Source organism: Parabacteroides sp. FAFU027 (genome assembly GCF_022808675.1).
Lineage (GTDB): Bacteria > Bacteroidota > Bacteroidia > Bacteroidales > UBA7332 > CAXXIC01.
This window is the reverse complement of record NZ_JAKZKV010000006.1, coordinates 321,584-337,195: the sequence shown is the minus strand read 5'-3', so window position 1 is coordinate 337,195 and position 15,612 is coordinate 321,584. Positions and strand designations below refer to the sequence as shown.

The window sequence follows — 15,612 nt, the reverse complement described above, 5'->3', positions numbered from 1 at the left end:
ACAACCTGATTTTCAAGCCGCGAAGTTACAAAAAATACCTTTGACAGAGACCAAACAGGTAAAAAAATCAAACACTTAACAACAAAATGCCAGCAATCCCAGCTCACGATCTTCAATTCTCTGAAATAAAAAAGTTACTCCGGGAATTCACCTGAAGTAACTCTTCCAATATTTTTTCATCCGGCAAATCTCAAAAGTATTTCCGGTTAAATATCTCCGAATAGATAACCGCCTTTTTAAGCTCATCCTTATCCACAAAATCAACAACCGGACGATTCGATTCTTCCTCCGGATTTAAACCCTTTTGAGGCATTTCCAATGAGGGAGATATCGCAGAAAGTCCTTCTACGTTATCTACCCGGTCAATAGAGAGCGGTACTTTTTTTACGGGTTCAACCGGCTTAACAACCTCGGGGGTTACATTTCCCGGAAAAAAGATCGTCGGGAAATCATCCTCTTCTTCTCTCGGAGGTGAAGACGGCGGGGTAACATTCTTTTTCTTCGACTTATTAATGCTTCCGATGATTGACAGGACAACCATTACAAGAAAATAAATCCAGGATTTATCGTCACTCATAGCATCTACCGGTTAATGGAACAATAAGAAAATATGATTTCCGTAAAGGTACGATTATTCCGGCAAATATCCAGTTTAATAAAACCAATGTTTCCGACTAGTTTTCTCCCGAAACCAGGTGCTCTGCCATTGTAACCCGGATATCATCAGGAATAGCCACCGAGCGCTGCTCGTTAAAATCGAAATGAACTAAAACAGTTCGTCCTTTTGTACAAAGCTTCTCTCCCTGCCAGGCCTCCTGATGAACCTCAAATGAAGAACGTCCGATTTTTGAAATAAAGGTACGAATCTCCACATCCTGGTCAAAATAGAGTTGCGCAACAAAATCAACCTCATAACGAGCCAGAATCAAATTCCAGTTGTCAAACTTAAATTCGGGATTAAAATAACGATAAATAGGGTTTCTTGCCTGCTCAAACCAGCCGGGCATTACCGTATTATTTACATGGCCCAGGCCGTCAATATCGCCAAATTTGGGAGTTACAGTCATTGAATACATTGTCTCAATTCTTTGATGTTTACGGGGACAAAATTACAGAAGCCATTTTTTGCAGCATAGGCAAATTCACTTTTTAGCCTTATTTTAACTCAAACACTTCTGACGCAGCGAGCATCCTAATTTATGTAATATATCCATAACAATTCAAATGTCCTTTTACAGGACGTCACACTCATTCGACTAAGACGCTCAAAAAAAAAAAAAATCCCACAATATGCTGAGACAGGCAGAAGACAGAATACGACAAGAAAATTCACCCAAGGAAAGCTTCAATCCCATTGACATTCAGCATCTCATCCAAAGGCCCTTTAACAAAGAGTGTAAAGAAAATTGAGGGCCGCTTCACAGCGCCCCTCAACGATTTAACCTAAACCTTAACTATGAAATATTTCATTCATAGTTATTTGTTGCTTCAAATATAGCACACAAAGTTTAACGATACAACTTCGCACTTTGAAAAGCTTCTAATATTATCATTTATTAACACTACAAAAACCTTCAGGTTACGTTTGTCAAACAAACAAGCTCACTCTTTCAGTCCTTAATCTTTTCAATCAAAACCGAATATGAACGTAATCGGTTTAATTTAATTATCTTTGCAGCGGTTTTTAACCGGCATATAATTTGTTCAACTTCAAATATTGAAATGCGATTCAGCCGCTCAACAGAACATCCAGGAAACCAACCTGCTTTCCAGTCATTCAGACATAAAAACAGTACTTTCGTTTTTTCGCATTTCCATTATATCGTTACGCTACATCAGGCACCTGCATGCTATTTTCCACTATAAAATATTCAGATTAAGAATTCACAAAGCAACTATTCATTATGGCTTTTGTAAACAATGCTTTAATCGTCAGACGGGTTTTACTGGAAAGATTGGTAAAACTCTGGAAAGAAGACAAACTGATCTCCGATATAGACCGGTTACCCCTCGAACTTACTCCTAAAAACGCCAAAGTCAGGGGACGCTGCTGCGTTCATAAAGAGCGGGCAGTTTGGAAATACAAAGCTTTCCCACTGCTGGGTTTTGACGTATCGGACGAAAAGGATGAACTTGCACCTCTCTCCTATTATGCAGGAAAGGCACTTGATGCCAATAGACAACCCAAGGAAAATCTTCTTTGCGTGATTGACGAAGCCTGCACAGCATGCGTCCAGGTAAACTATGAAGTGACCAATCTGTGTAAAGGCTGCGTGGCACGTCCCTGCTACATGAACTGCCCCAAAGATGCTATTGAATTCCACCGCAACGGCCAGGCCGCCATTAATCACGATAAATGTGTTAGTTGCGGTATTTGCAAAGATGCCTGTCCGTACCACTCTATCGTTTACATTCCAATTCCTTGTGAAGAGGCGTGTCCGGTAAAAGCAATCTCTAAAGATGAAAACGGCATCGAAGTCATAGACGAAACCAAATGTATATACTGTGGTAAATGCATCAACGCATGTCCGTTCGGCTCTATCTTCGAAATCTCGCAGACTTTTGACGTCTTATCAAGAATAAAAGAGGGTCAAAAAGTGGTAGCAATTGTCGCTCCCTCAATTTTGGCACAATACGAAAGCGACTGGGAAACCGTTTTCTCTGCAATGAAAGAAATTGGATTTACCGACATAGTAGAAGTCGCGCATGGTGCGATGGAGACAACCCGCAACGAAGCTGCCGAACTGAAGGAAAAACTCGAAGAGGGACAAGCGTTCATGACCACCTCCTGTTGTCCGTCATATGTCAATCTGGTGGATAAACACATCCCGGGTATGAAGCCATTCGTTTCCCACACCGGCTCACCGATGTATTACACCGCACGTATGGTGAAAAAAGAACATCCCGATGCGATTATCGTATTTGTAGGCCCATGTGTTGCGAAACGCCATGAGGCAAGAAAGGACGAAGAGGTTGATTTTGTATTGACCTTCGAAGAAATCGACTCTATTTTTAACGGATTGGGAATTGAAATCACCCATTGCCATAAAAAAGAGTTTGCACCGCGTGCTCAGAAAGAAGGACGTGGCTTTGCTCAGGCTGGTGGGGTAATCGCTGCCGTTAAGTCGATGAATCTTATCCCCGACCTCAACGCGCTCCAGATCGCCGATGTCAATAAAAAGAATATCGGACTGCTCCGCGCTTATTCCAAAGGGAAAGCACCTGCACAATTTATAGAAGTAATGGCGTGCGCCGGAGGATGTATTACCGGTCCATCGGCAAACGTAACAGGAAATATCAGCCAAAAGTATTATATCAAAAATATGGCTGACGAAAACGAAGAATAAACCGCTTACAATTATACAATGAGTCAGAAAATCATTATCAGCAAAGACATCCAACAAGATATCACCGCTATCCTGGCGGAAATGGCTTACGACCACCTTTTCATTCTGACGGATGAAAATACACAAAAACTTTGCCAACCGCTATTAGCCGGAATTCACGTTTTGGAAAAGGCGCAGTACATCACCATCAAGGCTGATGACACAAATAAAACGCTCGAAGCGATTGCCGGAGTATGGACTTATCTGAGTCAGAACCATGCATCACGCAAATCAATGATGATAAACCTGGGCGGTGGAATGGTTACCGATCTGGGAGGATTTGCCGCTTCTACTTTCAAGCGTGGAATCAAATACATCAATATCCCAACCACTTTGCTTGGTGCTGTAGATGCTGCCGTAGGTGGAAAAACGGGAATCAACTTTAATGGTTTGAAGAACGAAATCGGCGTATTTTCTCCTGCCGATGCCGTCATTATCAATTCTAACTTCTTCCGCACACTTGACCGCCAAAACTTACTTTCAGGCTACGCCGAAATGCTAAAACACGGACTCATCAGCAGCGAACAGGAGTGGAAAAATCTACTGAAATTCGACATTGATAACATCGACTACGATTACCTCACTCAATTGGTCGGTGAATCCGTTTCCATCAAAGAACGTGTCGTAACCGAAGACCCGTTTGAAAAAGGAATCCGAAAAGCCCTTAACCTCGGTCACACTGTGGGACACGCTTTCGAGAGCCTTTCTTTCGAAGAAAACCGTCCGGTACAGCATGGTTATGCCGTGGCATGGGGATTGGTTTGTGAGCTTTACCTTTCGAAGAAGCAGACCAACTTCCCGGCAGAGAAGCTGAGCCAGACTGTCGCCTTTATCCGTAAAAATTATGGCACGTTTGCATTCAGCTGCAAACAATACGACCGTCTTTACGAACTGATGACGCACGACAAGAAAAACGAAGACGGCATCATCAACTTTACACTGCTGGGTGAAGTGGGAGACATCCGCATCAACCAACAGGCAACAAAAGAGGAAATCTTCGAAGCGCTGGACTTTTATTGCGAATGTTTCGGACTATAATCCGTACATTATCCGGCAAGAGTACACGTCAGGGGGGCGTGTGGTCGTAGTATCTAAGAATATAAGCAGAATGGATTCAGTGGAAAAATCACCACTGAATCCATTTGCATTTTTACAAACAATAATTATCTTTGCAACCGCAAAACGGGGTGTAGCTCAGCCCGGTTAGAGTACACGTCTGGGGGGCGTGTGGTCGCAAGTTCGAATCTTGTCACCCCGACTGCTGAGTATAAGGGTCTTACAGGTTACTGTGAGACCTTTTTTATTTTATAGCCTAACTTTTGGGGTAAAGTTCATATTTCCACAACCGCTTTTCTTTTTAATCGCTTTGTGATGCGATACCACCCGGAAGGTTGGCTACAGAGAACAAAGAAGCTGTGGATAAAATACCGTCCAATAATGATAGGAAGCAGCTTCTGCTTCTTATAATCTTCATCCAGATTCAATCTTCTTATATCCTTATTGCTCCTTTCTGAAACCCAGGCATCCAGATTATCTTTTTATCTTAAAATTAGCTGACTCACAGCGGTTTGTTAAAAACCAAAAGCATAAAACCCAAGCCTCACGATCAAAGTTTTATATTTCAAAAAAGAAAGACACTGACTGAACATTCGCCTCCGGCCATCGTTCTTATTTGGAATTATTATACACAACCACAGGTAATCAAATACATTATGTCAATAACCAAAGAAAAGCTTCTGCATATGTACAAGCTGATGCTTGACATTCGAAATTTCGACAATAAGGTAAATCAGATGGTTAAGAAGGGACAAGTTCCCGGCATGACACACTTCTCAGTAGGCGAAGAAGCTGCGAATGTGGGAGCTATCTCTGCTATCGGCAGAGGAGATCTGATTACCTCAAACCACCGCGGACACGGACAAAGCATTGCCATGGAAATAGACCTCAACGGCATGATGGCCGAAATCATGGGAAAAGCCAATGGAACCTGTAAGGGGAAAGGGGGATCCATGCACATTGCCGACCTGGAAAATGGAAATCTTGGGGCTAACGGGATTGTAGGCGGTGGCATGGGAATGGCTATCGGTGCAGCCCTCACCCAAAAGATGAAAAAGACAGGCAATATTGTGTTATGCTGTTTTGGCGACGGCGCTTGTAACGAAGGAACCTTTCACGAATGCGTCAACCTGGCATCTGTCTGGAAACTACCGGTTATTTTCTATACGATCAACAATTCATATGGTATCAGCACTCCCATCAAATCGGTGATCAATGTCGAGTATAACTATCTGCGAGCCGGAGCATACGGTATTCCGGGGTACCTGATCGAAGATGGCAATAATGTACTGGATGTGTACAGGATGTTAGAAGAAGTGGTGAAATACGTTCGCGATGGCAATGGCCCCGTTCTGGTGGAAAGTCTCACCTACCGCTGGTATGGTCACTCCACTTCCGATCCTGGAAAATACCGCACCAAACAGGAAGTGGATGAATGGAAGAAAAAAGATCCTATTCTGAAATTTAAAGTATATCTGATTGAAAACAAGATAGCAACCGATACCGAACTTGATGAATTGGATGCCAAATCGAAAGAACGGGTGGAAGAATCTGTAAAATTCGCTCAGAGCAGTCCTGACCCCAATCTGGAATCGGCTTTCGAAGATATATTTGCCGACTAAACAAGCGATTTAAAAGATCATATTCTTATAGATTCCACATTTCAAGGTTTAAGAAGATACGCTTAACTGATGTGCTCCATTATATAAAAAAGCAACTTCAATGAAAAACGAAACAAAACTAATGTCTGTAAGAGACGCAATTATAACAGCCATGTCCGAAGAAATGCGAAAAGACGAAAACGTATTTCTGATGGGTGAAGATGTCGGTATTTTCGGTGGTGATTTCGGGACATCGGTCGGTATGCTTGAGGAATTCGGCAAAGAACGTGTGCGGGATACTCCCATTTCCGAAAATGCCATTTCAGGTTGTGCCATTGGAGCCGCTATGACAGGTATGCGCCCCATCGTTGATGTCACATTTATGGATTTCGTCGTATACATGATGGATAATATTGTCAACCAGGCAGCCAAGACCCGGTATATGTTTGGCGGTAAAGGACAGGTACCTGTTGTTTTCCGTTGCGCAGCGGGATCCGGTGTAGGCTCTGCAGCTCAACACTCTCAGTCGCTCGAGTCGTGGTTTTGCCATATTCCGGGACTGAAAGTCGTGGCACCGGGTACTCCGGCGGATGTAAAAGGCCTGCTGAAAGCTTCTATCCGGGATAATAATCCGGTGATATTCCTGGAATACAAAGCCCAATACAATGTAAAGGGCGAAGTACCGGTCGATCCCGAATTTGTTTTGCCATTGGGCAAAGCCGATATCAAGAAAGAGGGAAAAGATGTAACGGTCATAACATACGGACGAATGCTGGAGCGTGTACTGCAGGCTGCCTACGAGGTTGAAACCTCTGACGGCGTGAGTGTGGAAGTGGTGGACCTGCGTACATTAATTCCCCTGGACAAAGAGGCCGTACTGGAATCGGTGAAAAAGACCGGAAAAGTATTGCTGGTCAATGACGCACACAAAACCAACGGCTTTATCGGTGAGGTATCTGCCATTATAGCCGAGAGCGAAGCGTTTGATTATTTAGATGCTCCGATCATGCGCCTGGCTGCCGAAGATGTACCGGTTCCCTATAACCATAGTCTCGAAACAGCTATGATTCCCAATGTGGACCGCATCAAAAAATACATCCTTAACCTTATGAACAAACGATAACAGGGAGGGTGAGCATGAAAAGTACGAAATTAAGAGCAACTCCTGCAGCCCGGGCCTTGGCTAAACGGTTGGGGGTTGACCTGTTTCATGTGGTAGGAACCGGCGCCAAAGGCCGGATTCACAAGGATGATGTGGCCGGCTTCAACTACGAGAAAAAGATTCATATTACACCGTTGGCCTATCGGATAGCAGAAGTGCATCATATCGATCTGAATGGGGTGACCGGCTCGGGCCACAACGGAAAAGTGATGAAGGAGGATGTGTTGAATCTGATTCCCGATCCTGCTATTAAAGCCATCTTTGACCGCGACGAATTATACGGGCTGCCCGCAGCAGCTTCTCTAAAAGCAACGACCCCTTCTGTCAGGAATGAAGCAGAATCGGTTCCGACCATACCGGCAGAACAAGGCGACACAGAAGTCATACCGATGAGCATGATGCGCAAAGTGATCGGCCGGCGTATGTCGGAAAGTTACTTCGGTGCACCTACCTTTATCCAGACCTGGGAAGTGGACATGACCGAAATGAATGCTTTGCGTGCTAAGCTGATGGATCCGGTCAAAGAAAAGACCGGCAAGAAAGTAACCGTTACCGATTTACTTTCGATGGCCGTGGTGAAAACCCTGATGAAACACAAGTATATCAATTCGAGCCTTTCTGCCGATGGCAATCAGATCATATTCCATAATTATGTAAATCTGGGTATTGCAGTCGGATTAGAGGAAGGATTAATGGTACCGGTTGTGAAAAATGCAGAGAAAATGTCGCTCAGCGAGCTGGTGGTGGCAATGAAAGACCTCACAGAACGCACGCTTGCCCGAAAAGTGCTGCCGGATGAGCAATCGGGCAGCACCTTCACCATCAGTAACCTGGGAATGTATGGCGTGAGTCATTTTACGGCAATCATCAATCAGCCGAATGCCGCCATTCTCAGTGTGTCATCTACCGTGAAAAAGCCTGTGGTGGTAAATGATGAAATCGTGATACGGCCCATGATGAGCATGAGCCTGACCAGCGATCACCGGCTAATTGACGGATTGGGCGCTGCCAGATTTATGACAGAACTGAAAGCACTGATCGAAAACCCCATAACATTGCTGATCTGAAAATGGTTGGTGTTGTCTGATTCACAAATACTAATTTCAGGATTTACATTAAGAAACAAGAATATGGCTTATGAAATAATCATGCCCAAAGCCGGTATTGATATGACCGAAGGGCAAATTGTGAAATGGCTAAAGCAGGAAGGTGACAAGGTGGAAGAGGGTGAGATCATTCTCGAAATCATGACCGACAAAACCAGCATGGAGATTGAAGCGGAAGTTTCAGGATATCTGATCAAAATCCTTCACAGGGAGGGAGAGACGGTACCTGTGGCGGAAGTAATCGCATATATCGGAGAACAGGGAGAATCTCCGGATAATCAACCTGAGGAAAAGACTGAAGATGCTCCTGTAGAACAACCTCAAACCGGTGACAAACCATTGATCCGTCTGGAAGACAGTTATCATGTGGTTGTAATCGGCGGAGGTCCTGCCGGCTATTTTGCGGCTATTCGTGCGGCACAGCTGGGCGCTAAAGTTGCGATTATAGAAAAAGGAGCATACGGAGGTACCTGCCTGAACTGGGGATGTATCCCGACCAAGGCTTATCTGAAAAATGCCGAAATCATAGAAGCGATAGAGCTGGCAGCTTCACGCGGTATTATTCTGGAAAATACGAAGTACTCCATCGATATGGACAAAGTGCTGAAATTCAAAGATGGTGTTGTGAAAAAACTATCCCTTGGGGTAGAAACATTGCTGAAAAGCAATGGTGTGGACATTTTCCGCGGTGTGGCTAAAATCAATAAAAACAAAGATGTGGTGGTCAATGATTCGCAAATCATCAAGGCCGATAAGATCATTCTGGCCGGTGGTTCTAAAGTATCGAAAATCAATATCCCCGGCATTGATAATCCACGCGTACTGTCGAGCGACGATGTGCTGATGCTGAGAGAAATTCCGGAAACACTGACCGTGATCGGCGGAGGAGTTGTGGGTATCGAAATGGGACTTGCACTCCATGCTCTCGGTTGTAAAATCACCGTAGTGGAGATGATGGATCGGATCATTCCGGGCATTGATGCCGAAGCGTCGGCTGTATTAAGCGCCACATTGAAGAAAAAGGGAATGACGATTATCACTTCTGCCTCGATTACCGGCATCGAGGAGCGCCGCAATAAGCTGCAGATCAAGCTGGCCAGCGGAGATGTAGTGGAATCGGATAAAGCGCTGCTCTCCATCGGCCGTGTACCTGATCTGGAGGGTATCGGTGAAGTAGAATTTGTAACCGAACGCGGAAAGATCAAAGTGGACAAATACATGGAAACCAGCGTAAAAGGCATTTACGCTCCCGGTGACATTAACGGCATCAAGATGCTGGCTCACGTAGCTTTCCGCATGGGCGAAGTGGCTGCAGAAAATGCGGTGAAAGGCAACCACCGTTCGGTCAAACTCTCGTCTGCTCCATCTGTAGTATATACTTCACCTGAGGTGGCAATGGTTGGTTTGACGGAAGAGCAGGCCCGTGAAAGGTGTGATATCCGTGTCGGACGTTTCGAATTCGCCGCGAATGGTCGTGCCATGGCTTCGAGTGAAACGGTCGGATTCGTAAAAGTGATTGCCGACAACAAATACGGTGAGATCCTGGGAGTACATATCGTTGGTCCTACGGCTGCCGAAATGATCAACCAGGCTGCTTCTCTAATGGAACTGGAAATCACCGTTGACGAAGTGATCAAAACCATTTATGGGCATCCGACTTACTCTGAAGCGCTATATGAAGCATGTGCCGATGTATTGGGCGAAGCCATCCATATTCCGAAAAAGAAAAAGTAATCAGATGATCTGATAAGTAAAAAAGCTGTTTTCGAATTGTCGTAAAACAGCTTTTTTACAACTACACTACTTACTAAACCGGAAAATATCCCGGCCATTATTCAACAGGAATACTATGATCTATGTGATTAGCAAATCATTCAAACCACAGTTCAACATTGCCTTAGAAGAATATTGCTTCAGGACACTTCGTCATCACGACAAAGTGCTTATGCTCTGGAGAAATGAGCCTTCCATCATATTGGGCAAATTCCAGAATACACTCGAAGAGATAAATATGTCATACGTAAGGGAAAATGGGATCCATGTTGTCCGGCGTATTTCGGGCGGTGGAGCCGTGTATCATGATCGCAACAATCTGAATTACACAATCATCTCCAATGAGGATAAAGGTTCTGAATTTGATTTCAAATCTTTTGCCGGCCCTGTCATAGAAGCATTGGAATCGTTGGGAGTGAAAGTCTGTTTATCAAACCGTAACGATATTCTGATTAATGAAAAAAAAATAAGTGGCCATGCACAGGCTTATATCCGGGGGCGTATCATGCACCACGGTTGCCTGTTGTTCAATAGCGAACTGAGCGCATTGTCCAGAGCATTGGAAATCCCGAAAGACGAGTTCATATCCAGAGGGGTCAAATCGGTGCGTAGTTCCGTTGACAACATATACCCGCATTTGGCTGAAAAGATCACGATAGAGGAATTTACCGATTGCATTTTGCATCAGATGAAACTCCGGTTTCCTGATATGGAAGAATATCTGTTCAGTGACGATGAACTGGCCGAGGTGGCTAAAATCAGTACCGAAAAATTCAGTTCCTGGGAGTGGAACTTTGGGCACTCTCCTAAATATACCATTAAACGTAAAACCGTATTTGCAACAGGAGAGCTTCTCGTCTGCGCGGATATTAAAAACTCCGTAATCGAGAATATCTACTTTGACGGTGCTTTTGCGCTGAACAATAGTGGTCTTTCATCCGTTGAGAGCGCTCTGCTAGGTGTAAAATACACCCGGGAAGATATCAGGGAGCGGTTGCATCAGTTTTCTACGGATTGCTATTTGAAAGGAATTCAGATCAATGAGTTAGTAGGAGCGATTGTAGATTGAATGAATCAATAAAATAATTTGTAACAGATCAATTACAACCAAACCCTATTTAATGGGATTTGAAAAGAGCTGCCCCGGCCTAAGCCGAAACAACTCTTTCTTTTGTGGAGTCTGGATTAACCTCAAAATACATCTCCCACCATAAGGGCATCTTTCGTAAAAGAGACATACCTCTCCCCCACCTGCTGCACAAACTCGATCCCAACCGACTGAATACAGGCAACCTGTGCTGTAGCCAACCCCTCCACATTGGTAAGCGTGGAAGTTAGCGACAGGACCTGCGCTACATCATCACTTACCGGAAAATAATCAGAGTAGGTAATGACCGACTTCTCATTCAGCACCGCTTCTACCGGCTCATACTGCTCCGTTACGGCATTGTATGCAAAGTCTGAGAGTACTGAAAGTATCTGGATAAACCGAAAATGGGTCGCTCCGGATGGATAGGTCAGCACCTTTGCCGGCACAAACGGTTCGATATGGAAAGTGGCACTCTCCTTACTTTCGGTATGTGTCATACTATAGGGCGCGCGTAACACATCCCGGAGTTGCAGGCTCTCCCTGTAAGGAAAGCGAATCAGCATCTCCCCTTTTTTACTGACCAGAATGGCTCGGTACCCACGCGCTTCCGAGAGATCTTCGAGGTTGATCTTCTTCATCAGCTTCACTGCACGGGCGCTCATGGTGTCATCGGCCATCTGGGTAAGCAACGGTGCAATCCCCATCCGGAACGATGCCGTAATCCGACCGCATGCGCCAAACTCATTCATGTTCTCCCTCGTCCGGGCAAACTCCGCACCCTTCTTGATACGGTCAGCGCTGACCGGAGTTACATACACGGCAAAGCTGCCTTCTTTTCCCTTAATTTTGTAGTGCCGAATCCCGTCTAACGAGCCACGGTACTTTAGCATAGTGTTGTCTTGCCATGATTGTAAATCGATTAATTAATGAATAAAATGTTTCTGATTACAATGCAAAACTACAAGTTATCCGCCTGGTCAACAATCGGATATAAAGACCAATAAAGCTCATTTAAGCCCATTAGGATAAGAGGCGTTATTGGCCTCTATTGTGTCTTATTGGGCTTAAATGGACGTGGGAAAAGAAGTAATTGAGGCGAATATAACTTCATTTAACGTTAAAAACCTCCAAGGTTTTCATTTCCCCAGGTATAGGCAAGGTAACCCCAGGATATCCCCTATCTATATAGGTAGGGAATATCCCCGGCAATTCCCCCGCTATTCCCTGTCTGTTATTCATCAGAAACACCAATGACCCACCCATGAGTATCGGATTACTACCGAATATGTACCGAACCAGAGCTGATCTCCCAGAGAAATCTTTGCCTTGAAATAACATTGTGCTCTGATGAACTCTATTGGTCTTATTTGGCATTTAGAATCATTTGACTACCAGATGAATACCCGGTAATTTTGCATTGTAACCGAAAACGATAAAAATTCAGAATTTGGCAAAATTAAAAGGAGTCCTGCAAATGACAGGGAATATCGGTGGAATGTCTATCTACAAAATGAAAGGATGTGACGAACTGATTATTCGGGTAAAGGGAGGTGCCACCCGGGAGCAAATTGAGACGCTGGAGAGCTGCAAGGTCGTACGACAAAACAACAACGAGTGGCGGGGCGTCACTCAACTGGCCGGAGCTATCCGGAGATCAATAAAACCAATCACCGGATTGTCGGATTACAACTTTTGCGGTCAATTGTCAGCCCTTGCCAAGAAAATACAGAAGTCAGACATCGAGTCCGTTCCGGGAAAAAGATCCTTGTTACCATCTGCTAATCGAAATCTATGCACCGGATTCCAGCTTAACCGGGAACACTCTTTCCGCAATACGGTACTATCAGAACTTTCATGGGAGATTAACCGGGATAGCAAATTGGCACAGGTCAATATCGGAGAAATCACACCGGTATGTCATATCAAGGGGTGGAGTAATGCAGGAACAGTTTTTCGATTTGTGGTTACATTAGGAACGGCATCGGATTATGCATTGTCCGAAGATCAATATCTACCGGTAAACAACTCTCTACCGGAATTTACCACCGTTAAAACGACAGATTGGCTTTCGATGAAGCAGGAGATTGATGCCCAGTCGCTAACATTGGCAGCACCAATGAATAAGAACACCATCATAGACAATCACACCAGTTTTGTATTGGGAATCGGGATAGAATTTGCCACACCAGGGATAAGCGGTGAGATACAACCGGATAAAGTAGTGGGATGTGCACAGATATTGGGTGTGGGGTAATTGCATTGGACGTCTGATGTTCGCAACTGGTAATATGTATATGCACATGTCAAATTTTCAGGTTTCTTTTACAGATGAGCTATTACTGTATCAACAAATCCATATAAACACATAGCCCGACAGACTCACGTCTATCGGGCTACAGATTCAGATATGATTGATATATGCATATCTGAAATTATAATAGAGAAGGGTTATCTTTGTTTCACGTTCATCCCGCTACCCATAAGGCTTTGGTGAACTTTCATGTTGCAAATATATTGCATTTTTTGGAACTGAAAATAGGTTTTGCAGAAACATGTATGTAAAACATATTTTTATTCTGTTTCAGACGAAAAATCAATTCAGAAAGCACAGCCCGACAGACATCACGTCTACCGGGCTGCTGTATCAGATGAGATTGGGCAAAATCATCCGAATATATATAGAGAAGGGTTATCAATTTAATTTATGCCATTCAGGTTTCTTGATTCCGATTTTCATTACCTCATCTTCAAATGTATCCCTTGGAATAGCAGCTTTATTTCTGATCCTGGTTCTATAGTTATAGATTGTGGTAACAGAATAGCGCAAAAACTGCGACATCTTTACACTGTCTGTTATTCCTAGTCGTATCAATGCCATCATACGGAGCTCTGTCGGCAATCCTTCTCCCGGTTTGGGGTGTATGGCATAATCATTCTGCAATAAAGCATTAAACTCCTCAATAAAATTGGGGAAAAGCTGCAGGAAGGTCTGATCGAAGTTGGTATAAAATGTAACCAGTTCTTCGTTAATAAACTTTTCCGAGCGGATGTTCCTCATCAGATCCTCCATTTTTCCGGTCATCGCGATTTTGTGGAGTTCCCGTCTGTATTCGTCCAGCTTCTGAATATACAGAGAACATTGCTCTATATAACGCCCTACAAATTCCTCCTTAATCAAACTGGCCTCTGTCAAATCATTATTAGTTTGCTTCAGCATCTCATTAGCGGATACAAGCTGCTGATTGAGGTACTTTAATTGCTCATAAGCCAGATCCCGCTCTTTCTGCATAATGTCAAGCTGTCGCATATGCTTTCTCATTTTACTTCTCGAAACAAGCAAAATGAATAGCAGGAGAACAATTACGCCGGCAAAAACCCCCAAAAGCTGCTGACGATCCCGATTTGCAGACTCATATGCCTGATTAATGATAGGCATAATCTGCGTGATTTCCCATGTCCTGGCTCTTGATTTACACAACAAGGCATCGTCCAAAGACCTTAATATGTATCTGTGAGAGCGGTTAATATCCCCCTCTTCAAACAATAGGAATGCCAGTTTATAGAGTGACTCATAATTCCTGTAAGCGTACTTCAGGTCATATATGGAAGATATCGCCAACCATCGCTTTTCATGCAACCTATCCCCCAATCCCTGGTATGCCATTGCAATAAAATAGGCATAAAGCGCCCGGTTATGGTTATCGGGCAGAGAGGAATAAGCAGGTAGTAATATCTTCAGCGCTTTTGTATAAGCTCTATTATTAATCAACTGATCCGAACGGATGATATTTACACCCGGAATACGATCAGATGGACATTTCAACATATACTCGCAACAACGATTAATTTCTGAATTAAACCGTTGCTTTTCATCTTTATCAATTGCATAGGATAAAAGATTGCCATAAACATACCGGAGTATCAAATGGTAATACCCTTTTAGTTCAGGATAATCATCAATATCGACCTGATTAAGCATATCAAGGCTAAGCTTTGCCCTACCTACAACTGAAAAAAAATAGGCTATATCCAGTCTGGATTCATTTATTCTGAAAACATTATGTTGTTTTTCAGCAATCCGGAGTTTCATTCGGGCATACTCCAATGATGAATCAGCCAGGTAAGTTTTATACTCGTCGAAAAGCAGACCACAAACGACATAATGTACATTATCATCCGTAGCATTTCGTAACTGCGTTTTCAACAATTGAAGTTTTTTCTCTTTTATATCGGTATAAAGACTACGTTCAGTAAGTGTTTGATCCAGCTCTTTCAACAAAGAAACGACCTCTGTATTAGCATAAAGAGTGGATACAAATAGCAATAAAACAGCAAAGGTCAACAATCTCATGGTCATCAATTCAGATAAATAAAAGTAATTCAGATAAGCTCCCGGATTATCTGACAGTCCTTGTGGTATTCTATTCAGTATGTTGTT

At 43.6% G+C, this 15,612-nt stretch carries 12 protein-coding genes and 1 tRNA gene; 9 read left to right on the top strand and 4 right to left on the bottom strand.

Features of this window, described 5'->3' with window-relative positions:
- Positions 1-190 precede the first annotated feature (190 nt).
- Together MLE17_RS11710 and MLE17_RS11705 are read right to left on the bottom strand one after the other, a co-directional pair.
- A complete protein-coding gene (locus tag MLE17_RS11710; RefSeq protein ID WP_243348988.1) occupies positions 191-577 on the bottom strand; it encodes a hypothetical protein in 387 nt (128 codons plus the stop codon).
- A gap of 97 nt (positions 578-674) precedes the next feature.
- Positions 675-1,076 (bottom strand): acyl-CoA thioesterase, encoded by a 402-nt coding sequence (locus MLE17_RS11705; protein WP_243348987.1) that lies wholly within the window; start codon positions 1,074-1,076, stop codon positions 675-677.
- An 828-nt stretch (positions 1,077-1,904) separates the two neighbouring features.
- Between MLE17_RS11705 and MLE17_RS11700 the strand changes: the two genes are divergently transcribed.
- The 8 genes from MLE17_RS11700 (at position 1,905) to MLE17_RS11665 (ending at position 11,153) form a co-directional block, all read left to right on the top strand.
- A complete protein-coding gene (locus MLE17_RS11700; RefSeq protein ID WP_243348986.1) occupies positions 1,905-3,347 on the top strand; it encodes a monomeric [FeFe] hydrogenase in 1,443 nt (480 codons plus the stop codon).
- A gap of 18 nt (positions 3,348-3,365) precedes the next feature.
- A complete protein-coding gene (aroB, locus tag MLE17_RS11695; protein ID WP_243348985.1) occupies positions 3,366-4,424 on the top strand; it encodes a 3-dehydroquinate synthase in 1,059 nt (352 codons plus the stop codon).
- A 145-nt stretch (positions 4,425-4,569) separates the two neighbouring features.
- Positions 4,570-4,644, top strand: a tRNA-Pro gene (locus MLE17_RS11690).
- A 454-nt stretch (positions 4,645-5,098) separates the two neighbouring features.
- Positions 5,099-6,064, top strand: coding sequence for a thiamine pyrophosphate-dependent dehydrogenase E1 component subunit alpha (locus MLE17_RS11685; protein WP_243348984.1), 966 nt, complete (start codon positions 5,099-5,101; stop codon positions 6,062-6,064).
- A 100-nt stretch (positions 6,065-6,164) separates the two neighbouring features.
- Positions 6,165-7,166, top strand: coding sequence for an alpha-ketoacid dehydrogenase subunit beta (locus MLE17_RS11680; RefSeq protein ID WP_243348983.1), 1,002 nt, complete (start codon positions 6,165-6,167; stop codon positions 7,164-7,166).
- 14 nt (positions 7,167-7,180) lie between these two features.
- The gene (locus MLE17_RS11675; protein WP_243348982.1) at positions 7,181-8,272 is read left to right on the top strand and encodes a dihydrolipoamide acetyltransferase; all 1,092 of its coding nucleotides are present in this window, start codon (positions 7,181-7,183) and stop codon (positions 8,270-8,272) included.
- 63 nt (positions 8,273-8,335) lie between these two features.
- Positions 8,336-10,045, top strand: a complete 1,710-nt coding sequence (gene lpdA / locus MLE17_RS11670; RefSeq protein ID WP_243348981.1) for a dihydrolipoyl dehydrogenase — start codon at positions 8,336-8,338, stop codon at positions 10,043-10,045.
- A 115-nt stretch (positions 10,046-10,160) separates the two neighbouring features.
- The gene (locus MLE17_RS11665) at positions 10,161-11,153 is read left to right on the top strand and encodes a lipoate--protein ligase (protein WP_243348980.1); all 993 of its coding nucleotides are present in this window, start codon (positions 10,161-10,163) and stop codon (positions 11,151-11,153) included.
- 122 nt (positions 11,154-11,275) lie between these two features.
- Here MLE17_RS11665 and MLE17_RS11660 read toward each other — a convergent pair whose 3' ends face one another.
- On the bottom strand, positions 11,276-12,064 hold the full coding sequence (locus MLE17_RS11660) for a hypothetical protein (protein WP_243348979.1): 789 nt from the start codon (positions 12,062-12,064) through the stop codon (positions 11,276-11,278).
- A gap of 557 nt (positions 12,065-12,621) precedes the next feature.
- Here MLE17_RS11660 and MLE17_RS11655 point away from each other — a divergent pair.
- Positions 12,622-13,428, top strand: coding sequence for a hypothetical protein (locus MLE17_RS11655; protein ID WP_243348978.1), 807 nt, complete (start codon positions 12,622-12,624; stop codon positions 13,426-13,428).
- Between the two features lie 438 nt (positions 13,429-13,866).
- Here MLE17_RS11655 and MLE17_RS11650 read toward each other — a convergent pair whose 3' ends face one another.
- On the bottom strand, positions 13,867-15,525 hold the full coding sequence (locus MLE17_RS11650; RefSeq protein ID WP_243348977.1) for a DUF6377 domain-containing protein: 1,659 nt from the start codon (positions 15,523-15,525) through the stop codon (positions 13,867-13,869).
- Between the last annotated feature and the right edge of the window lie 87 nt (positions 15,526-15,612).